Origin of the sequence: Bradymonas sediminis (genome assembly GCF_003258315.1) — a bacterium.
GTDB lineage: Bacteria > Myxococcota_A > Bradymonadia > Bradymonadales > Bradymonadaceae > Bradymonas > Bradymonas sediminis.
This window is the reverse complement of the sequence record NZ_CP030032.1, coordinates 2,416,582-2,439,598: the sequence shown is the minus strand read 5'-3', so window position 1 is coordinate 2,439,598 and position 23,017 is coordinate 2,416,582. Positions and strand designations below refer to the sequence as shown.

General features: G+C 62.7%; 13 protein-coding genes. 2 read left to right on the top strand and 11 right to left on the bottom strand.

What is annotated here, in order from left to right; all coding sequences use genetic code 11:
• Nucleotides 1-117: 117 nt before the first annotated feature.
• From DN745_RS09245 to DN745_RS09230, 4 genes are all read right to left on the bottom strand, one after another.
• On the bottom strand, nt 118-1,131 hold the full coding sequence (locus tag DN745_RS09245) for a M48 family metalloprotease (protein ID WP_111334218.1): 1,014 nt from the start codon (nt 1,129-1,131) through the stop codon (nt 118-120).
• The gene (locus tag DN745_RS09240; protein ID WP_162687565.1) at nt 1,128-1,583 is read right to left on the bottom strand and encodes a BlaI/MecI/CopY family transcriptional regulator; all 456 of its coding nucleotides are present in this window, start codon (nt 1,581-1,583) and stop codon (nt 1,128-1,130) included. The genes DN745_RS09245 and DN745_RS09240 overlap by 4 nt, the downstream gene beginning before the upstream one ends.
• 79 nt (nt 1,584-1,662) lie before the next feature.
• Entirely contained in the window at nt 1,663-2,247 is a 585-nt protein-coding gene (locus tag DN745_RS09235) for a GNAT family N-acetyltransferase (RefSeq protein ID WP_111337605.1), read from the bottom strand.
• A gap of 238 nt (nt 2,248-2,485) precedes the next feature.
• Nucleotides 2,486-2,926 carry a hypothetical protein gene (locus DN745_RS09230; protein ID WP_162687564.1) on the bottom strand — a complete coding sequence of 147 codons (441 nt, stop codon included), beginning with the start codon at nt 2,924-2,926 and terminating at the stop codon, nt 2,486-2,488.
• A 130-nt stretch (nt 2,927-3,056) separates the two neighbouring features.
• Between DN745_RS09230 and DN745_RS09225 the strand changes: the two genes are divergently transcribed.
• Nucleotides 3,057-4,550: a hypothetical protein gene (locus DN745_RS09225; protein ID WP_111334212.1), complete on the top strand. Its 1,494-nt coding sequence runs from the start codon at nt 3,057-3,059 to the stop codon at nt 4,548-4,550.
• Nucleotides 4,551-4,578: 28 nt separating this feature from the next.
• Here the strand turns inward: DN745_RS09225 and DN745_RS09220 are convergent, their stop codons facing one another.
• From DN745_RS09220 to DN745_RS09185, 7 genes are all read right to left on the bottom strand, one after another.
• The gene (locus tag DN745_RS09220; RefSeq protein ID WP_111334210.1) at nt 4,579-5,778 is read right to left on the bottom strand and encodes a TraB/GumN family protein; all 1,200 of its coding nucleotides are present in this window, start codon (nt 5,776-5,778) and stop codon (nt 4,579-4,581) included.
• 486 nt (nt 5,779-6,264) lie between these two features.
• On the bottom strand, nt 6,265-7,770 hold the full coding sequence (locus DN745_RS09210) for a hypothetical protein (RefSeq protein ID WP_133621820.1): 1,506 nt from the start codon (nt 7,768-7,770) through the stop codon (nt 6,265-6,267).
• Nucleotides 7,771-8,071: 301 nt separating this feature from the next.
• Complete coding sequence (locus tag DN745_RS09205; protein WP_162687563.1) at nt 8,072-9,079, bottom strand: RCC1 domain-containing protein; 1,008 nt, start codon at nt 9,077-9,079, stop codon at nt 8,072-8,074.
• A gap of 347 nt (nt 9,080-9,426) precedes the next feature.
• Nucleotides 9,427-11,022, bottom strand: coding sequence for an acyl-CoA carboxylase subunit beta (locus DN745_RS09200; RefSeq protein ID WP_111334202.1), 1,596 nt, complete (start codon nt 11,020-11,022; stop codon nt 9,427-9,429).
• A gap of 45 nt (nt 11,023-11,067) precedes the next feature.
• Nucleotides 11,068-11,586, bottom strand: a complete 519-nt coding sequence (locus DN745_RS09195) for an acyl-CoA carboxylase biotin carboxyl carrier protein subunit (protein WP_111334200.1) — start codon at nt 11,584-11,586, stop codon at nt 11,068-11,070.
• Nucleotides 11,583-20,909, bottom strand: coding sequence for a type I polyketide synthase (locus DN745_RS09190; RefSeq protein ID WP_111334198.1), 9,327 nt, complete (start codon nt 20,907-20,909; stop codon nt 11,583-11,585). The genes DN745_RS09195 and DN745_RS09190 overlap by 4 nt, the downstream gene beginning before the upstream one ends.
• 417 nt (nt 20,910-21,326) lie before the next feature.
• Complete coding sequence (locus tag DN745_RS09185; RefSeq protein WP_204355128.1) at nt 21,327-22,058, bottom strand: MBL fold metallo-hydrolase; 732 nt, start codon at nt 22,056-22,058, stop codon at nt 21,327-21,329.
• A gap of 345 nt (nt 22,059-22,403) precedes the next feature.
• Between DN745_RS09185 and DN745_RS09180 the strand changes: the two genes are divergently transcribed.
• Nucleotides 22,404-22,994 (top strand): hypothetical protein, encoded by a 591-nt coding sequence (locus DN745_RS09180; protein ID WP_133621821.1) that lies wholly within the window; start codon nt 22,404-22,406, stop codon nt 22,992-22,994.
• Nucleotides 22,995-23,017 lie beyond the last annotated feature (23 nt).

The following is a 23,017-nucleotide window of genomic DNA, read 5'->3' as shown; positions in this document are numbered from 1 at the left end:
TATAAAACTACCGGCAATAGTAATTCGTTTTGGGAGGCTGGTATATTTATTAAGGTCCATCGTGTGCTCAAATCCAGAAAAATTTAGGGGCGCCTGGGACGCGTATACAAAATAATATTAAGCCGCGCCGAGGAAGAGTCGCTCGACCGCGTGGTGAAAATATTGAAGCGCGTCGGTGTCGAAGATGTGGGGCACAATCACCGCGACGACCAGGGCGCTGCCGAGGGCGAGGTGCCCGAAGGTGCGCCGCGGCATTCGCGCGCCCTCCATCAGGATCGCCACGCGCAGGCGCAGCAAGGTGGCGTCGTGGCCGCAGAGCATCGAGATGCCGTAGGTGTTGATGTCGAGGCAGCGAAAACGCGCCGCGCGCACGATGCCCTGGGCCAGTGAGAGGGGGTCGCCTCCCAGGCGCACGGCCTCGGCGTCGCAGCTTCCCTCACGCGCGTTTCGCCAGCGCTCGAAGTCGGCTTCGAGCAGGCGGCTCAGCGGGTTGAGCATCAAACAAATTCGGGCGGCGAAGACGCGCAAGGGGTCGCGCGCCCGGGCGTGGCTGAGCTCATGGAGCAGGGCTGCGTGCAGGATCTCGGCGTCGTTGTCGGCGACGAAACATGCGTCGACATAAAAGCGCGGGCGCCACCAGCCGTGGGTAAAGACGGCGGCGGGGGCCTGGCAGATCACTTTGATCGGGAAGGCGTTTAGCAGCGGGTCGGCGGCGACGATCTTCAGGAGTTTTTGGACACGCAGATCGTCTTCGGGGAGTCCGTCGCCCAGGTTTCTTGGATGGGTTTGGAGGGCTTTGAGGCCGGCGACGCCGAGGGTCGAGAGGGTCAGCGCGGCCAAAATCACCAGGGCCTCAAGGCAGGTCGCCAGCAGCACGGAATGCTCAATCAGGCAGGCCTCGAGCGCGCGCGCCGGCTCGCCTTGATGCAGCGCCGAAGACCCCAGCCAGGCCAGCGGCAAAAGCGTCGGCGCGAGCAGCCAGGCCAGGGTGGCGTTGTCGCCAAAGTCGACCCAATGCTCGGTGCGCGCGCGTTTGTATTTCAGCAATGCCCAGCTTATCAGGCTCATCGCGGGGATGAGCACGAAGAAGGTCAGCGCAAGCGCCGCGATGGGGAACGCCAGCTCGCTCACGGGTCCTCCTCGTCGCTCGACTTAAGCGCGGCGGCGCGCTCCTGGCGACGCGCTTGAATCAGCGCCTCGAGGCGGTCGAGCTCGGCATCGTCGGCGTCCTCGATCTGTTCGACCAGGAAGGTCATCGCGGTCTCGCGCCCACCCTCGGGCAGGCTTGAGAGCACGTCGCGGGTCATCTTTTCGATGAATTGAGCCCGCGACATCTTGCTCTGATACACGTAGCGACGCCCGTCTTTTTGCCGGCTGAGTAGCCCTTTTTTGAAGAGGCGCACGACGGTGGTCATCACCGTCGTATAGGCGATCTCGCGGCTCTCCTGGAGCGCCTCAAGGACGTCGGAGACCGCGAATGACTCCCATCCGGCCGACCAGACGCATTCCATGATCTCGGCTTCGAGATCGAAGAGTGTGGTGCGAAGCCCCTCTTGTTCGGGGCGGATGCGTATGCCTTTCATAATGCCTCCGGGCCTGGAAAAATGCGTCGCCGAAGGCATTGTTACTAGCGTTGGTAGTAGGAGTCAACTCCGGGGCGGTTTAGGCGCCGGGTTCGTCGAATTCAAGGATGTCGTTGGTCGCCTCCGGATCGATGCTCAGCACGTCATCCACCGGGTCGTGCGACTCGCCGTATAATTGGACGTCCTTGAAGGTGTGGATCTTATCGTAGGTCTGCTTCATCTTCTCCATGATGCTCTCCTCGGACTCCTTTCCGGGGGACCAATACAGAATCTCAAGGGTATCGACCTCCTGGGTGCGCAGCGATCGGCTGTGATAGCCGATGGTGGAGGCGTGCTCGAAGTCCTCGCGCTTGTAGAAATGCAGGCGCTTTTCGGTGTCCGAGTCCTCGTAGTCGATGGGCTCGACCTCCAGGATGATGGGTTTGCCTTTTTGCTTGAGCTTGGCCATGAGCTTGTGACCGATTCCCTGGCCGCGCGCCTTGGCCGACACCCAGATATAGTCAACGAAGACAAATCCGGGGGTCTCCGCGTACATCAGGACGTGATAGGGGCCTTCGTCCTTATGATAGATATCTCCGCGTTCTTTAAGGAGTAATTCCATATGCGCGCGCGTCTTCATCTCCTGGGTAGGAAAGTATTGGCTGAGTTTTTCGTACCAATTCATTGGGTCACCTAATTGTAGAAATTTGGAAAACAAGCCGTCCGTGAGCGCATCGCCGAGCGACGGAACGCGCTCCAAGACGGAACGGTGCTTCGGATAAAATTCAGCGGCGTGATTGCCCACGTGTCCCGCGATTTTTTTGGGAGACTACTCGGCGCGCGCCGGAGCTGGTGATTGTCGGGCGCGCGCGGGCTGCGTAATTCGGCGAGGAGTATGCTATGCCGACGCAGTAAATCGGGGGTCAGCTGGCGTCCGCGTTGCTGGAAGCGTCGGCGTCGCCAGCGGCGTCCGCGTTTGTTCCAGCAGGAGCAGCCGAGGTTTCTGCGGGCGTATAGCAATACCCGACCGAAGAGCCCTCGAGGTTAAAGTCTTTGCGGCATTCAAAGCCCGCGCGGCATTCGCTATCCGACTCACAAAGGGCCATGCACAGCCGATTATTCCGGTCGAACTCCACGCAGGCCGAGTCGGCCGGGCAGCTTCCCGGGTCGCAGTCCTGGATCAGGCAATAGCCACCCTCGACCGTGGTGTCGCAGACCGACCCGAGCTCCATCGGGCAATCGCGGCCCGTGGAACACTCGTCACCGATCGATGGAGTGCAGCCGCTCGCGAAGATGAAAAATAGCGCGAGTACCGGTATGAGGAGCGAGAACAAAATCCGCGTCGAGAAGAAATTTTTAGCCATGATATATATTTGTGGACGCAGCGAGTTCGGTGAGTGCGATAATATTAGCAATGGATTATTCATCGTGCCGCGTTGATTATAAAGGCGCGAAACGAGCCTGCTTGTACAACCGTTGAGAGTCAATGACAAGATGACCCAAACCCCACCACGCGCGCCGTCGGGCCGCGAAGATAGCTCCCCCGCAGGGGAGAGCCGCAAGGGGAAGTCCCGCGGGCTTCTGCTCGCGCTGGTGGGCTCTGTGCTGGTGCACCTGGGGATTATGGTCGCCGTGTTACCGCCTAATTTTCGCGATATTTTGCCGCCCGAGCCCAAAGAGGAGAAGCCCTTCGAGGTTAATACCTACGTGGAGGAAGTCGAGCCGACCGAGGATTTGCTGGCGCAGAATTTACCGGAAGCCGAGCTTGAATCGCCCGATGACCCCGAAGAAGAGGAGCCCGAGGAAGAGGAAGAAGAGGAGGAGACAGAAGAGCCGGAGGAGATAGTAGAGGAGATGCCTGCGCCGCCCGAAACGCCGCCGCCGCCCCCGCCCGAGCTCAATCGCAAGGTCGTGCAGCAGGAGAATAACGAGGAGGAAGCCGTCGACTCCCAATATTTGGCCGAGAAGGCCAATAAGGTCGAGGAAGAGACCCGCGCGCGCGAGACCACCCAGTTGGATGTGCTCGCCGGAAAGACGGTCCCCGACGACCTCAAGGAGCTCACCGGCGGCGACGAGGAGTCCCAGGCGGATGCGCCCGAGGACGAGCAGGAGCTCGTCGCCGAGGTCGAAGAGGAGCCTGCGGCCGCCGAGGCCGAAGAGGCGTCCGCCCAGGAGGAGCCCGAGGAGGTCGCGCAGCTCCCGCCCGAGCAGCTCCCCTCGGAGCGGACGTCGCCCGAGAAGACCGAAGAGGGCGAGGCGGCGGCTGTTGAAGCGCCCCAGGAATCACCCTTTGCCACCAAGGCGGCGCCAAAGGAGGCCGGCGAGCCCTATAAGCCGCCGCCTCGCTCGCTCTTTCAGCCCAGCGCGAAGGACTATGAGGAGGTCTTCGGCGAGGCCGACAAGAAGGCGGCGAGCACGATGAATCGCCATAAGAAGGGGCGTCGGCTGCTCAAAGGCTGGAAGCAGCGCGAGGCGGCGATGCGCGCGAGCCTGGAGAATACGAATCTCGAGGTGCGCCCGGGCAATCATACCGGCGTGAACGCGGCGGCCGCGGTGTACGCGACCTTTATCGCGCGGATTCATCGCAAACTTCACCCGCGCTGGGGCGGCGGGTATTTGCCGCGCCTCGACAGCGATTATGGGCCATCCCATCCGCTGAGCCGGGCGAGCCTTGAAGTGACGCTTGAGTATATTATCGACGCGGCCTCGGGTGCGATTGAGGCCACCAATATCGTGCGCACCTCGGGGCAGACGATGTTCGACGCCGAGGCCATCGTGATCTTTAACGAGATCGGGCCGCATACCGGCGCGCCCGACGAGATCATCAGCCCCGACGGCAAGGTCTATATCCACTGGACGCTGTGGCGCGACCAGCAGCAATGCGGCCCCTGGGGGGCGAGTATTTTTATCGTGGATAATGGCACAAAAAAACGCATCGACCGCGGCGGAAATGCCGGGGGCGATGCGTCGAGGAGCGGCGGGCGCTAAGGCCGCTCGGGCCATTTTGTCCGAAGACTTAGATCAAATTTTTGAGCCAACCCAGCGCCACAAACGTCCCCAGCGAGCTGCCCATCCCCGAGAAGATAAAGACCAGCAGGACTCGCCCGAGGCGGTTGGTCCACCAACCCTTCCAGCTTGAGATATCGTCGCCGATGGTCTGGAAGTCGCCCACCTTGGGGCCGGCCACCAGGGTTTGGACCAGCGCGGTGACCATGCCGGCGCCGATGCCCGGGTGCAGCGAGGTGATCGGCGCAGCGATGAACGCGGCGATGATGGTGAGCGGGTGGGCCAGCGCGATGGCGGTGCCCAGGGCGGCGAAGATGCCGTTGGCCAGAATCCAGGCCAGGGCGGCGTTCTTGAGCTGCGTCGCGTCGGCGTTGAAAAACCCCCACACGAAGAGCCCGACGACCAGCACCGGGAAGAGCCAGGTCAGCGCTTTGCCCCAGGAGCCCTTGGGCGGCACGGTGTCGATGGTGGTCATATGCTCGTCGCTGATTTGCTCGCGAATCTGGCGCAGGATGCCCGGTTTGTGCGCCGCGCCCACCACCGCCACGACCTTCTTGGCGTCGATATTGGCCAATTTATAGGCCATATAGGTGTCGCGCTCGTCGACCAGGACCTTCTTGACGTCGGGCATCTCCTCGCCCAATTGGTCCAGGATGGTCGAGATATTCTCCATCTCGCGCAGGTCCGACAGCTCTTCTTCGTTGACCTCGCCTTTTTGGAAGACCCCGAGCATCAGGGCCATGACGAGCTCGGCGCGCTTCCACCAGGCGGTCGTGCGCCAGGCGCGCAAGAGCGTGGTGCGGATATTTCGGTCGATAAGCTCCACGCCCATCTGGTCGGCCTCGGCCGCGTCGATGGCCGCGGCCATCTCGGCTCCGGGCTTCACGCCGGTATGCCCGCCCATGCGCTTTTGGAACGAGCCCAGCGCCAGCCGGGCGAGCAAGAAGGTGAGCTGCTTATTCTTGATGATCTGGAGCAGGTCCAGGTCTTCCCAATTTTGCTCCGAGCGCATCGAGTCAAAGCGCTCCTGGTCGAGCTCGACCGCGACGACGTCGGGTTTCTCGGCCGCGATGGTGCTCACGACGATGTCGACCGACTCCTGCGAGATATGCGCGGTGCCGACGAGCAGAATCTCGGTCTCGCCGAGCTGAATGCGGGTGATATCGCCCTCGGTGAGGTCGACGGGCAGGTCCGATGTTGCTTGGTTCATAGTAGCTACGTTTGAATTCGCCAGCGTTTGGAATACCCAAAAAGCTGGGGATGGCCGCGTGTTTAGCGCAGAGAAGTTAACAGTCGCAGGTCGTAGCGTATTTGCCCGCTTTTGGAAAGTTTCTAGGGGGTCATCTGGGCGCCAGCGGCCGCCGGTTCGCCTGTATACGGGTCGGCTGGGTCGAAAATGACGTTGGACGTGATTTTTTGGGAGCCGGCTGGGTTGAAAATGACGTTGGACGTGATTTTTTGGGAGCCGGCTGGGTCGAAAATGACGCGAGACGTGATTTTTTGGGAGCCGGATGGGTCGAAAATGACGCGAGACGTGGTTTTTTGGGAGCCAGATGGGTCGAAAATGACGTTGGACGTGGCTTTGGTGGCGCAGAATCGCTCGGGACACACGTTCGGTGGGGTTCGGGAGGGAGGGAGATGGAAAAAAAAGCCCCCGCGGGAGCGCGGGGGCGTTATTGTGGGAGTTGGCGAGGGGTTAGGGGGCGTTGGCCGGTGGTCCGTCGGTTCGACCGTCTTGAGAAAGCCCCCAGCAGATCACCGCAGAGTCGGCGGCGCGGATTGCGCAATTATGCTCGTCGGTCGCAACGATTGAACGAAATACTCCCGGGGGAGGGTCACTCTGGAGGAAATTATTTCTCCCCCAGCATTCAATTTTCGAGTCGCTCGCGCGAATCCCGCAGGTGTGCCCTCCGCCGGCCGCGACGGCTCGAAATCTCTCGGTGGACTCCGAGAGAACCCAGGGCTTGTTCGAGTCCCCCCAGCAGACAATTTTAGAGTCGCTTGAGCGAATCCCGCAGGTGTGCTTGACGCCCGTCGAAACGGAATCAAACGCATGGCTCGACAGGCTGGGGGCCTGCCCCTCGGCGTTGTTCCCCCAGCAGATCACTCGTTTGTCGCTGCGGCGGATTCCGCAGGCGTGTTGGTCGCTCGCGCTGATCGAATCAAAAGCGTAGGTGCTTGCGTTCGAGACCGCGCTGGAATCCTGATCGCCCCAGCACTCCACCCTCGAAGTATCGGCGCGAAGGGCGCAGCTATAGAATTCACCCGACGAAATGGCGCGATAGGCCACGTCGGGGGTGGGCGAATTCTCGCCAAAATTGGAGGTTCCCCAGCAGACCGCGTGGGAGTCACTGGTGCGAAGGGCGCATGTGTGGGTCCACCCGGCGGCGACCTCGCTCAATGAGGACGATGGAAGGGATTCTGCTGGCCCTAGCTGGTCGAGGCCCCAGCAGACGGGCTTGGAGTCGCTATGGGCGATCGCGCAGCAATAGCGCGCGCCGCAGGACACGGAGGCGTATCCCTGAGTCGTGGGCTCACAATAGTTGATATTGGGCGCGGTCGTCGTGGTGCCGATAGCGCAGGGCGCGCATTCTCGATCATTGGTCGTGCTTCCGGCCAGCGTGACATACTCGCCGGGCGGACATTTTCGCCAACGGGTGCACTCGGTTTGGTTTTGCTGGGTCGAATAGAATCCGATCGTGCAACTGTAGCAGCCCCGATCGTGGGTCGAGCTGCCGTCCCGGGTGACCCTTTCTCCTGGTTGACACACCGTCCATGGCTGACATGGCGTGGCAGGGTCTTTGTCGTGGTCCCATGCGTCGAGCGTCTGACAGGATACCGGGGCGGCGTCTTCGCCGGCGCAGTAGGTTCCCTCCTGGCAGGCTCCGCAGTTGGGGTTTGCGGTACCCGCGGGACAGCCTGAGGTGGTATCCGTCGAATCGCCACTGTCGGCGTCGTCACCGGCGTCGCTGGCAGCATCACTGACATCATCACCGGCGTCGCTGGCGTCGCTGATCGTGGCGTCGCTGGCGTCGCTGATCGCGTCCTCGCCGGCATCGCTGATCGCGTCCTCGCTGATCGCGTCCTCGCTGATCGCGTCCTCGCCGGCGTCGCTGATGGCGTCCTCGCCTGCGTCGCTGACGGTGTCGTGAGTTGGCGGTGTGTTATTCTGGCCAGAGTCTCCGCCGAGTGCATCGACCAATGCACAGCCCGGGAGCCCACAAAGGGCCATACACACAATAGCGATTAGCCAATTAACGCGAACAAATTCGGTTTTTGAGATCATAGTTGGGGCGCCGAAAGTCTCAGGTTTATACCATTCGAAAATAGTCGTGGGGCTCTATATAAAATTCAGAAGTGTGGCGCAATTCGCGTTGGGGGCGATCATTCTGCTGGCTTTCGAAAGAGTGCGGCGGGGGCTTGCGGAAGCGCTCCCGCTGAGGTGTCGCGAGCGCGGCCTCAGCGGGAATATCAGTGGATCGGTAGAGGGGAACTGGCCAGGGTTAGGGGGCGGAGTCTGGTCCTTGGGTGACGTCCCCGTAGGTATTCGTGCCCCAGCATTCCACCGACGAGTCGCTCTCTCGGATCCCACACACGTGAGATCTGCCAGCGGTGAGCGACTTAAACCTAACGGAGGGCGGTGGGGTTATGTTGTAGCTAGATTCCTCCCAACAGTGGATTTGGGAGTCGTTTTCACGAATTCCGCAGGTGAAGTCGTCGCCCGCCACAACGGCGCTAAATTTCTCGTCGGATTCACTAAAAATAAAACCCCAGCACACGATCTTCGAGTCGCTCTCGCGAATCGCGCAGGTGTGCCCGACACCTGCCGCGACGGCCGTAAAAGTATCACTCGTTGGGGACTCCGGTTGTCCCGGACTCTCATTCCCCCAGCAAAATACCGTCTTGTCGTCGAGGATTCCGCAAGCGTGATCCTCATTCGTGGAGAGGCTAAGAAATTGTTTTCCGCTTGTTCGCCCCTTTTCGCTGAGTGGTTTCGGCGGACTTGATGACGGGCCCCAACATTCAACGTGATCATCGTCATTGATGCCGCAGGAATAACCCCTGCTCGACGAAATGGCCCTATAGGCGACATCCGGTGATGGGCGTGCTGTGCTGGAATTTGCGGAGTATTTTCCCCAGCAAACCGCCTTTGAATCCTCGCGGCGAATCGCGCAGGTGTGGGACGCTCCCACGGCGACCGCGTCAAACGCTTCTGCGGGAAGAGCGTCCCCCTCTGGCAACTGATCGTCACCCCAACACACGAGCGTCGAGTCGGCGTTGGTGAGCGCGCAACAATAATAGGCTCCGCAATTCACAGCAGCATATCCATCGTCGCCGGGGTTGGGGTCGGTGTCGTCCGGGTTGGTATCGGCGTCGCCGGGGTTGGGGTTGGCGTCGGCGTCATCGGGGTTGGTGCCGGCGTCGCCGGGGTTGGCGTCGCCGGGGTTATGGTTAGCATCGCCTGGGTTGGAGCCCACGTCGTCGGGGTTAGATCTGGCGTCGTCGCCCACGTCGCGGGATTCCGAGGAGTCTCCGTTAAACGCATCTACGAGAGCACATCCAGGGAGGCCACCGAGAGCGGCGCAAATCACAAAAAGCAACCCGAGGAGACATCGTTGCGAGCATGGCGATATCATGGTCAAACCTCTAAGCATGTTGAATTCATTTATTATTTTTATGATCGTGTTACTATATATCCAATCTAGCCAGGCAACACAAACCAGGCCCCGCGCCGGCGGCGCCGCGCTCTGGCGACAATAATAGAGATGTGTCGCTCGCGAATATATTCAAAACAAAACGGCGGCCCGAGCAATTCTGCTCGGGCCGCCGTTCTGTATCGTCGTGAATCACAAACCCATCAGGTCGGGATATTCCCGTGGCGCTTGGGCGGCATCCACTCGCGTTTGTTCAGCATGACGCGCAGGTAGCGGTAGAGCTTGCGGCGGGTCTCGTGGGGCTCGATGACCGCGTCGAGGTAGCCGCGTTGGGCGGCGATATTGGGGTTGAGGAATTTGTCCTCGTAGGCCTGGATGAGCTCTTCTTGTTTGGCCTCGGGGTCGTCGGCGGCGGCGATGTCGCGCCGGTTGAGGACCTCGACGGCGCCCTTGGCGCCCATGACGGCGATCTCGGCGTCGGGCCAGGCGAGGTTGATGTCGCCGCCGACGTGCTTGGAGCTCATGACGATATAGGCGCCACCGTAGGATTTGCGGATGATGACCGACAGCTTCGGGACGGTCGCCTCGCAATAGGCGTAGAGCAGCTTGGCGCCGTGGTCGATGACGCCGGCGTGCTCCTGGGTGCGCCCGGGCAAAAACCCGGGGACGTCGATGAGGCTGACGATCGGGATATGGTAGCCGTTGCAGGTGCGGATGAAGCGGGCGGCCTTGCGGCTGGCGTCGATGTCGAGCACGCCGGCCATCTCCTGGGGTTGGTTGGCGACGATGCCGATGACGTGGCCGCCCAGGCGCGCGAAGCCGACGACGATATTTTTGGCCCAATTTTCGTGGACCTCGAAAAAGCTATCTTTGTCGGCGACCAGGGCCACGAGTTTGCGCACGTCGTAGGGCTGGCGGGTGTTGCTCGGCACGACGTCGTGGAATTTCGGGTCCATGCGCTCGACGTCGTCTTCGGGCTCAATAAAGGGCGGGTTCTCGCGGTTATTCGAGGGCAAATAGCTCAGCAATTTGCGGGTGTTATCGATGGCCTCGAGATCGTTTTTCCACGCGAAATGACTCACGCCAGTCTTATAGGCGTGGGTGGTGGCGCCGCCGAGCTCTTCGACGGTGACGTCCTCAAAGGTCACGGTCTTGACGACCTTGGGGCCGGTCAAAAACATAAAGCTTGAGCCTTCGACCATGCCGACGAAATCGGTCAGGGCGGGGGAGTAGACCGCGCCGCCGGCGCACGGCCCGGCGATGATGCTGATCTGCGGGATCACGCCGCTTGATTGGACGTTTCGTCGAAAGATCTCGCCGTAGCCGCCAAGGGCGTCGACGCCTTCTTGGATGCGCGCGCCGCCGGAGTCGTTGACCGCGATGAGCGGGGCGCCGGCGCGCAGGGCGAGGTCTTGGAGACGCACGATCTTTTGGGCGTGGGCCTGGCCGAGGCTTCCGCCCAAAACGGTGCGGTCCTGGGCGAACGCGTAGACCGGGCGGCCGTCGACCAGCCCAGCAGCGGTGACGACGCCGTCGCCGGGGATGCGGCGTTTTTCCAGGCCGAAGTCGGTGGCGCGGTGGGTCACCTCGGCGCCGATCTCTTCCATGGTGCCGTCGTCAAAGAGGCGCTCCAGGCGCGCGCGGGCGACGCTGATCTTGCGGCGTCCCTCGACCAGCGCAGTGCGCTCATCGGTCTGCGGCGCGACGGTTTGAACCGTGTGGCTGTCGACGGCGGTGTTCTTGGCCGAGGAGTTTTCCTTGGGTGGCTGCTGCGAGTTTGAGGTCTGATTCGTATTCATAAGGCCCGCTCATTTGAAAATTAAACAGTGATCGCCCGACGTAACTTATGAAAAAGTTACCAATTCATCGCCGGCGTAGACGGTTTGTCCGACTTCGACGCCGATCGATTCGACCTTCGCGGTCATCGGGGCGCTCAGCGTGTTCTCCATTTTCATGGCTTCAATAATAATCACCGGCTGGCCTTCCTGGACCTGCTCGCCGGGTTTTACCAGAATCTCAAGGACGATGCCCGTGATGGTGCTGTCGAGACGGTTGACCGGAAATTCCCACTCCGTGTCGAATTGGCGGTCGTGCTCAAGCACGACTTCGCCGGCGTTCTCGACCAGGAATCGCGAGACCCGCTCGCCGTCGTCCATCAGGTATTTGGTGCAGTTTTTGTCCAGGTGAAATTCGCGGGTCTCCCCGCCGATCACCATCATATAGGCGCCATTTTCGGCACGCCCGCGGAACTCCAACTCAACGCCTTCGTGACCGTCCACGCTCGCCTTCCACACGCCGCGGCGAGTTTCGGTGAGCGCGACTTTCAGGTCTTTATGGCCTTCGATTTCGACGAGATAGATCATGATTGTTTCCAGGGCGAAATTTTCTCACTTTCGATTTTGCTCTCGCTGCTCTCCAGGCGTCCGAGGAGGCCTTTGTGTTTGAGGAGCGCGGCGACCGCGGCGATATTGACCCAGGCGTCGTCCGGCACGCTGCTGTCCGTGTCCGTGCTTTTCGGCGCGGTGGTCTCGGCTGCCTTCGGCGAGGGGCTCGTCGCCGGGGCGACGCGCTTTGGCTCGACGCTGGGGGCGGATGAAACTTCGGTGCCGGTCGTCGCGAACCACGCATACGCCAGGACGAAGCTCGCGTCGATACGTGCGCGCACCTCCATCACTTCGCCGGTGGCGTTTGCGTCGCCGCTCAGGCTCACGAGCGCCTCTTTGGCGCGTCCGCTGACGTTGACCGCCGCGCGGATAAAGCCGTCTTCGACGCGCAGGCCGCTGACCTGAATCTCGGAGGTCGTGAGGTGAAGCCCGGCGCCGAGCGCCTTGCTCACCGCCTCTTTGATGCTCCACAGGGTCGACAAAAGGGCCGACTCGGGGTCGCTATCCTCGAGGTGGATGCTCTCGGGGAATTTCAGCGCGCGCTCGGCGGCCGAGAAATAGTCATCGGCGAAGGCCTCGACGCGCGCCTCGATGGCCTCGAGGTCGACGCCCGCGCGGCCGCTGGGGCCGGGGGCTGCGATGGCCGCGATGGCGACGCCGTTTGAGTGCGTAATCGTGAGACTCGGCAGCGGCGTCGAGGCCATTTGCTGCTGGGAGTCGCCGCGCAATTCGATAAAGGGCGCGCCTTGCGCGTCTTTGGCGATGGTCACGTCGCCGAGCGGCGTGCTCAGGCCGTAGAAGTTGCGCAGGTGGCAGTGAATCAGGTCCTTGGCGGCCACGCGCGCGGCCAACCATTCGGCCTTGCGGGTGTCGCTGCGGAAGCGCTCATATTCGGCCCGCTCGCCGTCGGTGAGGATGGCGTCGGCGTCCAGGCCCAGGTCGCTCAGCAGCAGCTCAGCCTCGGGCAGGGTGAAGCGGCGCGAGCTGAGGCGACGCGTCGGGAATTCGCCGAATTGCTCGTCTTCGCTGAGCAGGCGGTGCCCGATGAGCTGGACGTTCTCCATGATCTGCAGGAGCTCACCTTTTTGGGTCAGGATGTCGACGTCAAAGGCGATGGTGTGCTCCTGGGCGTCGTTTCGGCGACGGCAGCGGATGCAGATCTCCTCGCCGGGTTGGGCGACGCCGAATTGCATCGCGCGGCCGATGGCCATGGGAAGATAGCTGCGCCCGTTATTCTTCATGCCCCAGAGGCCGGCGGTTTGAAGCGCCATCTCGCGCACCATCGGGTCGCTGATGAAGACGTGTCCGTTCTGCGACGCGCTCAGTCGACCGGTGGGGTTTCGCCCGTAGCCGATGACCACCGACTCGCCGATATGCGGCACTTTTTCGAGCACCTGGAAGCTGCCGGTGTGGAAGAAGCGGCGGTAGATCTCGCGCTTGTCCGGGCCGACCTGGTAGGTGGCGTTGGCGTCGAGCACCATGGGCTCGGGGCGCTGGGTCTGGGCCTGGCCGATGGTGACGCGCGCCGAGAAATGCTGCTTGTCCAGGCGACGGCCGGTCTTGGCGGTGCGCGAGGTCTCCAGGATTACGTCCAGCACGATATGGGCGTCGTGGCGGCTGTGCACGGTCGCCGTGGCGAAGGCGCGGAGCGCTTCGCCGTGGTGGAATTTAATGGCGTGCTCAAAGCTGACGTCGCTAACCTCGAGGACGCCCGAGTTGGTGTTGGCGAAGAGGTTGTGATTCTGGACGAATTGGCTCGCCGCCTCGACCATAAACTCAAAGCCCATCACGCCCGGCAGCAGCGCGACGCCCTGGTAGACGTGGTCGTTGATGAAATAATCACGCTCCGGGTCGAAGACGCGCTCGATGACGATATGGTTATCGTCGACCTCGGTGACCCGGTCGGCGAAGATATATTGGTCGCTCTCAAAGACGTCCTCGCCGGTCAGCGCCGAGCGCTCAAGCGCGGCTTCGCCGGCCATCTCGCCCAGCGCGCCGGCCACCAGATACTCGCCGGTGAGGCCGCGCTCCATGGCGTTTCCGACGATGGGCGCGCCGATCTCGACCGGCAAAAACTCGACGCCGCGGGCTTCTAGAATGGTGCTCATCGAGCCGTGAGTGGCCATGCCGACGTCGCCCCAGGCGGTCCAGTCGATGCTCAGGCCGCGGGTGTCGGTGGTGGCGTTGATCTGGGCGACGAGTTTGTTGAGCACCTCGTTGGCCGCGCTATAGTCGACCTGACCCTCGTTGCCGAAGCGGCCGGCGACGCTGGAGAAGGTGATGAAGAAGCTCGGGTTATAGGCGCGAACGGCCTGCCACAGGTTCAGCCCGCCGACGGCCTTGCCGCAGAAGACGCGGTCGAAGCTCGCGGCGTCCTTGTCGGCCAGGAATTTGCTCTCTTCGACGCCGGCGGCGTGGATGACGCCGTCGACCTTGCCGAAGCGCGAGGCGACGCGCTCCACCAGCACCGCGACGCTGGCCGGGTCGGCGACGTCACAGGAGAAATACTCCGCCTGGGCGCCGGCTTTTTTCATGCGCGCGATATTCTGGGCGATCTCAATCTGCGATTTAAGCGGCTTCAACTCCTGGCGAATGCGCACCGGGGTGACGCGCTCGCCGCTGGCCTGAATGCGAGCGCGGGCCTGGCGCTTCTCGGCGGCCAGGTCGATCTCGAGCGGGTTCGGGTGGGTGAGCTTGGAGCGCCCGACCAGGGCGAGTTTGGGGCCGAAGCGCTTGGCCATGTCGAGGGCGACCTCGGCGGTGATGCCGCGTGCTCCGCCAATCACCAGCACCACCGAATCTTTGTTGGGCGCGTAGGATTGGGTGGAGCCGTGGCCGCCGAGCAGCTCAGCGTCGACGATGACCGGCACATAGCGAACCCCGCCGATAAGGCCGACTTCCAAAGACGGCGCGTCGGCGTGGACCTGCGACAGGATTTGCAGTCCCAACTCGGGATAGAAGCCCTCTCGCGCCACGTCGACCACGCGCACCGCGGCGTCGCTCCACTCGCGGCCGAGCGCTTTGGTCAGGCCGCAGATCGCGCCGCACATCGGCAGCGGGCGCGTGGAAGAATCGAAGCCCAGGCGTCCGCCCATGCCGGTGATGGAGACGAAGAGGTTGTCGGCGCCGGGGGCCTGGCCCAGGTGCTGCTGCCAGGCGCGGGCGACGTGGTAGGTCTGGCGCGCGGCGCGGTGAATCGCGTCGGCGGTGTCGGCGTCTTGGCCGTAGCCGAGCAGGTTGACGATGCCGTCGACTTTTCCGATCTCGTTGAATTTGCTCAGGATTTCGGACTCATTGCTCAGGTCGATGACCGTGTCTTCGGAGTCGAGTGGGCTGCGGTGCGCGTTGTCATCGAGGAGATGCACGGTCGCGCCGCAACGCTCGACCGCGCGCAGCACCATATTGGTGACGAGCATCGGTCCGTTGAGGATGACGATATTTTTGCCCGACAGTTTTGCCTGAAGCTCCAGCAGGTCGTAGGCCGCAGCGGTGTGCGCCTCGACGACGATGGGGCGCGGCTCGAAGGTCGCGGCGTCCACGTCGGTATTCGACGCGACGGGTTTGGGCACTGCGGTTTTCGGCGCAGCAGCTTTCGGCGCCGGAATTTTCGGCGCGACGCTATTTGCGACGACCGGTTTGGCGGCGACGGGCGCGGGCGCTGCTTTTGGAGCGGCCTGCGGGGTCGGAGCCGGCGCGGCTTCGCGTTTGGGGTCCTCGGGGCCGGGCTGCGGTTGGCCTTCGACGACGCGCAAGGTGCGTTGCTCAACCGTCAGCTCCGGGTTCTCAAAGCCCGTAAGCTCGCCCAACCAGCGTTGGTAGAGGGCCGGGTCGAAGACGCGGTCTTCGGTGCGGGCGCGGAAGCGAAGCAGGGCGACGGCGAGCTGGCTGCCGAAGCCTGCGGCCATGCGAAGGGCGTAGTCGACCGGGTAGTCGCCGCCCTGGCTCAGGCGCAGGTCGCCGAGGTTGGGGTCCGGCTCTTTGAAGTTCGCGATATGCGGCACGCGCTGTTTTTGCAGGGTCTTAATAGCCAGGACATCTTCGATGCCGGCGCCCATCGCGTGACCGGTGAAGCCCTTGGTGTTGGCGACGACGATATCGGAGGCTTTGTCGCCGAAGTTATCGCGCAGCGCCGCGATCTCGGCGTCGGCGCTGCCGCCGCGTGCGGGCGTATAGGTCTCGTGGGAGACGAAGACCATCTTGTCGGCGATCTCTTTGCGGTCGAGCTTAAAGTCCACTTCGGCGCGGCTGATCGCCTTGCCGACTTCGCCGGCGATATGCTCGACGTCCAGGCGGGTCGGGTGGAAGGCGCTGTTGACGAAATGCGTCGACAGGATATCGGCGATCGGCTCGACGCCGCGGGCTTCTGCGAGTCCCTGGGCTTCGATGACCAGCGCGACGGCGCCCATGCCGATGATCATGCCGTGGCGACGCTTGTCGAAGGGCAAGGCGGCGTCTTCGACGCGGGCTTGGGTGGTGGCGGCGCCGGTCGCGAGGAACCCGCTGCCGACCCAATTCATAAGCGTCTCGCCGCTGGCGTCGTCGGCGCTGATGATGACCACGCGTTTGCAGCGGCCGGCGCGGATCCAATCCTCGGCCATTCCCATAGCGGTGGTGGTCGAGGCGCAGGCGTTATTGATGCGGGTGTTGGGGCCGCGCGCGCCGATCATCTCGGCGAAGCGCGCGTTGGCCATGCCCAGCACTTTGAGCAAGAAGCGGTGGTCGAATTGATAGTCGGGGTCGGTATAGCGACGCGTGACCTCGTCGATGAGGGCGTCTTCGCCAGCAAACGCCGAGGCGAAGATGATGCCGGTCTCGTCGCCGATGGCCTCGGGGAGTTGCCAGCCGATGGTGATCTTGGAGCCGTTTCGGGTCTCGCGGTAGCGCGGGATCATCGGCAGGCCGGCGTCGCGCAGGGCGTTGATGCCGGCGGCGATGGCGAGTCGGCTGGTGTGGTCGAATTGCTCGATCATGCGCTCGGAGACGCCCCAATCGGCCAGGTCGAAGCCGTCGAGCGCGCGGCCGGCCAATTTGATGACCTCGGCGACGTCCTCGACTTTGACGAGCTCGCCGCCGCCGTTGGCGTGCTTTTGGACGCGCACGATATATTTGTCGACCATCTCCTGGCGGGCAGCCATCGGAACGTCGCTGATGAAGTTATCGCCGGCGAGCAGGCGGTCGATGGCGTTCTCGTCGAAGATGCCCTCTAAGCCGGGGAGCCCCAGCGCCGAACCGGTGATGGAGATGCGCGCCGGGATGGCGTGCTGGTGGGGCTGATATTTTTGGCTGCCCGTGGGCGCGGCGACCGCGGCCGGGGCGCTGCGAACCTCGCGCGCGGCGGCTTGCTCGGGCGCGTCCACGACGGTGGTCGCGGCGGCTGCCGGGTTATTGAGATTCTCGACGACATACTCGGCCATGCGGGCGAGCGTCGGGTAGTCGGCCAGGCGGAACTCCTCGTCTTTGGCGAGTTGGAAATGCTCGCGGACGTCGGCCATGATCTCGGCCTGTTTGACGGTGTCGATGCCCAGGTCGGCTTCCAATTCGAAGTCGAATTCGATCTCGTCGGGGTCGTAGCCGGTCTTTTCGCACAGCACGTCCAACAGCGTTTGCCGGATGGCGCTCGGGTCGACGTCGGCCTTGGCTGCCTGCGGCGCGGCTGCTTGCGCGGGGGCCTGGGCTGCGGCTGCGGCGATAGCGACCGGCGCGGCTGCCTGAGTCGACGCTGCGGCAGGTGCGGCGCCCAGATTCTCGACCACATATTCGGCCATGCGGGCGAGCGTGGGGTAGTCGGCCAGGCGGAATTCTTCGTCTTTGGCGAGTTGGAAACGCTCGCGGACGTCGGCCATGATCTCGGCCTGTTTGACGGTGTCGATGCCGAGGTCGGCTTCTAATTCGAAGTCGAATTCAATTTCGTCGGGATCGTAGCCGGTTTTTTCGCAGAGGACGTCGAGCAGCGTTTGGCGGATAGCGGCGGGGTCGACTTTCACGGCGGCGGCTTGCGGTGCGGCGGCGACTTCGACCGGCGCAGCTTGTGCCACGGGGTCAGCAGCCTGCGGTGCTGCGGCCTGCGGTGCGGCGGCAGGCGCGGCGCCGAGGTTCTCAACGACGTAGGCGGCCATGCGCTCAAGCGTGGGGTAGTCAGCCAGGCGGAATTCCTCGTCTTTGGCGAGTTGGAAATGCTCGCGGACGTCGGCCATGATCTCGGCCTGTTTGACGGTGTCGATGCCGAGGTCGGCTTCGAGCTCGAAGTCGAACTCAATCTCGTCGGGGTCGTAGCCGGTCTTCTCGCACAGCACGTCGAGCAGTGTTTGGCGGATGGCGTCGGTGCTCAGGTCGCTGGGCATGGCGGCCGGGGTCGCCGGTTGCGCGGGGGCAGACGCAGCCGGCGCAGCGGCGGCCGGCGCAGCGGTCTGGCTGACGGCCTTTGCGGCGTCCTGGGTCCACGCTCCGTGTGCCCACAGGCGCCCGAGAATATTATGCAGCGACGCGATATCGCCTTCTTTGGGGTGATTCGAGTAGCTGGCGAGGTGCTCGCGCTTTCCGAGGGTCGCGCTCACGAAGGTCGCCTGGGTGCGCTTGGGACCGATCTCGACGAAGACGCGCGCGCCGGCCTCGTACATCTTTTCGATCTGGGTGATGAACTCGACCGGTGAGGCGAGCTGTTCGGCCAAGAGGTCGCGGATCTCATCGGGGTCGGTGGGGTAGAAGCCACCGGTGACGTTGGTCAAGATCGGCACGCGCGGGGTCGCGATGGCGACGTCGCTCAGGTGCTTGCGAAGCGGCTCGCTGGCGGCGGCGACGACCCGGGTGTGGAAGGCGTGGCTGACGTTGAGGATATGGACGAGGTGTCCCTGGCCCTCGAAGATCGAGACGGCTTCTTTAACCGCGTCGGTCAGGCCGGCGATGATGGTCTGCTTGGGGCAGTTTTTATTGGCGCAGACGACGTAGCCGTTGATATTTCGCAGCACGGCTTCGACCTCGTCGGCCGGCAGCGGGATGCTGGCCATCAGGCCTTTGTCGCCGTTGAGCGGGGTGGCCTTGGCCATCTGAGTGCCGCGGGCGGCGACGGTGCGAAGCGCGTCGGCAAAACTCATCACGCCCGCTGCCACACACGCGCCGTACTCGCCGAGGCTATGGCCGGCGACCATATCGGGCTCGATGCCGAAATGTTTGAAGAGGCGCAAAAGCGCGATGTCGACCGTGAGGACCGCCGGCTGGGTGACCTCGGTCTGGCGTAATAATTCGTTGGCTTGCTCTTTGCTCAGGTCGCTGGGGTCCGGGAAGATGATGGAGCTCAGCGGGCGGCCGAGCACCGGCGCCATGATCGCGTCGGCCTCATCGAAGGTGGCCTGGACGATGGGGTAGCGCTCGCGCAGGTTGTCGAGCATGCCGATATATTGCGAGCCCTGGCCGGGGAAGAGCATCGCCATGCGGCCGCCGGTGCGCTCGGTGCCAAGATAGATGCCCTGGTTGGCGAGGATCTTCCAGCCGCGGCCGCGCTCAAACGCCTTCTGGATGCGCTCGACCTGGGTCTTGAGGCCGTCCTCGGAGGCGTAGCTAATCGCCAGGCGAACGGCGTCCTGGGGAAGCGCGAAATGGGGCGCTTCGATGGGCAGTCGGTGCGCGGCGGTGGCGGCGAGGCCGCGGGCTTCGAAGTCGGCCGCGAATGCCTCAAATTGGCGCTGCGCGTCGGCTTCGGTGGCGGCCGAGAAGGTCAAAATTCCATCTTCGTGGATGCTCGTTGCGTTCATTATTTGATTCCCCGCGGTCGCGCTGGCGACACCTTGATTATTTGCATCGACATTCGAATCTTCCTGCGCGCCGCCTTCCATATAGAAGCCCTGGGAGGCGCGGTCGGGGTCGTATTCTTCGAGCGTGATATGGAAGTTCGTGCCGCCGAAGCCAAACGCGCTGACGCCGGCGCGGCGCGGGGCGCCGTTGCGGGTCTCCCATGGCTCGGCCTGGGTTTGGACGCGAAGCGGCGTGCCCGCGAATTCGATGGCCGGGTTGGGGGTGACGCAGTTAATCGAGGGCGCCAGAGTCTTATGTTTGAGGGCCAACGCGATCTTCGCCAGGCTCGCCGCACCGGCGCCGGCCTTAAGGTGGCCGATCATCGACTTCACGCTGCCGATGCCGACATGCGCGCTGCTCCAATCTCCGCTGTCTTCGCCGATGACGCTCAGCAGGCTATTGGCCTCGATGGGGTCGCCGACCGGGGTCGAGGTGCCGTGGGCCTCGAAGAGCGACACCGAGCGCGGGCCGTAGCCGGCGTCGGCGTAGGCGCGGCGCACCGACAGCTTCTGGCCGATGGGGTTCGGGGCGGTGATGCCTTTGCCTTTACCGTCCGACGAGGCGCCGACGCCGCGGATCACAGCATATATTTTGTCGCCGTCGCGCTGGGCGTCTTCGAGGCGCTTCATGATGAGAATCGCGCCGCCTTCGCCCATGACGAAGCCGTTGGCGTTGGCGTCGAAGGGACGCGAGCCATCAGCCGAGAGCGCGCCGATTTTCGAGAATTTAACGAAGGTCGAGGCGCCCATGCAGCGGTCGACGCCGCCGGAGACCGCCATGTCGTATTGGCGGGACTGCAGGCCGTGAATGGCGGTGTTAATGGCGGCCAGGCTCGAGGCGCAAGCCGCGTCGGTGATGAAGTTGGGGCCGCGTAAATTAAAAAGCGCCGCGACCCGACCGGCCACGACGTTCGCCAATTCACCGGGCATCGAGTCTTCGCTGACGCGCGGCAGCGGGTCGCGAAAACGCTTCTGCATGGTGTCGAGCACCTGCTCGATTTTGGCGTCGCTCAGCTCGCCGCGCACGCTCTCAAGAAGCGACATGCGCAGCGCTTCTTCGACCTCCGCGTAGAAGATGCGCAGGTTGGTGCGGTCGCGCAAATCGCCGCCCATGGCGTTGCCCAGGATGACCGCGCAGCGCTCGCGGTCGAAGTCCTTATCAAGGTAGCCGGCGTCCTCGAACGCCTCGTGGGTGGCCTCAAGCACCAGGGTCTGGGTCGGGTCCATGCTCTCGACCAGCATCGGCGGGATGCGGTATTTTTTGCGCTCGAACTCGAAGTCCGTGATCCAGCCGCCGATCTTTGAGTAGGTCTTATCCAGGGCGTCGCGGTCTTCATCCCAATAGAGGTCGGGGTTCCAGCGATCACGGGGGACCTCGCTGATCGCGCTGTGGCCGTTGAGGATATTTTGCCAGAAATCCGCAGTGCTGAGCGCACCGGGAACCCGGGTGCCGATCCCGATGATAGCGACCGAGCGGGGCGGGGCGATTGAGTTGGCGCGAGAGGAGTTTGTCATATTGGTTTTTTAATGGAAGTCGGTTTGATACTGAAATCTTTAGATGTCCAATAGTCGATGAATTCATGATGCGCAAGCCGCCGATAGTGCAGTTTTTCTATCATAAAGCGACTCTCCAGTCAGAAGTGAAGTGACTCGTGATTCACTTTCAAAATGACTGATTCATCATTCAGCGCGCGCCTAGCGGCTGACTCGCGGTTCATAATCGCCGAGGCGGGCTTTGCAGGGCGTCGCTGCGCTTATGCGTTGTTTATTGCATATGTCTCGTTTTCTTATGTTTAATTTAGGTGGCTTGGGTTCGCCTGTAGTGATTCTGTTTTTCTATAGTTGTAGGTTCGTTTTGGGGTGCAAGCGCCACAAAAAATGCCCCCGAAATCGGAGGCAGGCGGGCGCGGCGGGTGGGCGATGTCGGCGGGATTATTCGACCATTCCGCCAACTGCCTCGAACTCGGCCGGGTCATGGGAGCAGATGACCTCGATGGTTGGCTCCGAGGCCAATTGGCGGAGGCGCTGTTGATTGTGCAGGCGCGCCCTATTGTCGGGGCATAGCAGGCGCTGAAAAGCCTTCAGGGCGGCGGGCGCGCGTTGGCCGGGGCGAATCTCGGCCCGGTGGAAATACGCATCGCCGGCATGGAGAAGCCAGCCCTGGTCGGTTTGAACGGCCACGCCGCAATGACCTTCGGAGTGGCCGTGCAGAGGGATGAGCAATATTTCGGGGCCCAGGCCGTCGAGCTGCCGAACGGCGTCAAATCCCTGCCAGCGCTCGCCGCTGGCTTCGTAGGTGCGCCAACTGGGTTGGTGCGCCCAGTGTTGGGCCAGGTAGCGGGTCTTGTCGGCGGCGCGCGTGACGCCGAGCGCGGCGTCTTTTTCGCGCGCGTGCACGTGGACCGCGGCTTTGGGGAAGTCGGGCAGGCCGCCACCGTGGTCGAGGTCCAGGTGCGTCAATACAATATGGCGCACATCGTCGGGCGAATAGCCCAGATCCCGCACCTGGGCCAGGGCGGTTTGAGCGGGGTCGAGCTTCGGCCTCACGATCTTGCGAAAACCCAGCGGGAGCGGCCGCTCACCGTTGACGCTGCCCTCGCCGAGGCCGGTGTCGACCAGCACCAATCCCGCATCGGTTTCGATGAGCAGGCAGTGGCAAACCATGCATTCGCAGCCGAAAAATTTCCCCCCGACCGGGCACATCGTGGCGCAATTTAGATGGTGGATTCGCAAGGTCGTCCTTTTTCTTATATGAAGTACTGGAGGTGTGGGCGTCCGCGCGTCGGTGCCTAGAATCTACGCGCGGACGCTATTCGCTACGCACAAATAGCGGACTTCGAGGGAAATACAAGGCGAAGAATATTGATTTTTAATCGATTGTACGCCATTGTCTACTGGCATAATTGCCTTCTCGGGCTGGATTCTATGAATTGAGCGCGACCCCTCTTCGAGTAGATTGGGGTTGGATGCTCTCTTGGACGGTGAATGATGAGTTTGTTTGATAAACGTATGCCAAATAATTCGAGTGATACCGCGGAGCCGCCACGGCGCGATTCAGCGGTGACCGCCGAGTTCGATTATATCGACGACTGGGGTGACGATTTTGGCGATGATAGCACGGATAAACCGTCCGCCGAGCTGCGCCTTGAGCCCAACGTTGGCGGGGCAGATGAGGACCCTGTGACTCGCGCGGTCGAAGGGGCGGACGCTTTTGGCGATGGCTTCTCGCCCTCGACCAGTGTTCCAAGCAACCTGAGCGTGACCGGCTCTTCGCCTGGCGCGTCGCAGGCCGGATGGGGCTTTGGCTATGACCAGCCCCAGGTCAGCGGGGTATTTAGCCGCTATGAAGAGGAGACCGAGGCCAGTGATTCAGGTGCATTTGACCTCTTTGAGGATGCTCCGAGCGCGCCCGCCCACGTTGAGAGCCCGCTAAAGGCAGTGGTCAGCACGCACGATAAGAAGATTCGCCGGTTGCATAAGCAGGTGGCGTACCAGAAAGAGATTATTCAGGTCATCTCCGAGTTGCTGGTTGAGTCGACGGTCATCAGCCGGGATGAGTTAAAGAAGCGCCTGCAGGCGCTGCGCAAAAAATCAAGATAAGTCGCGGCGTTGCCGAATGATTC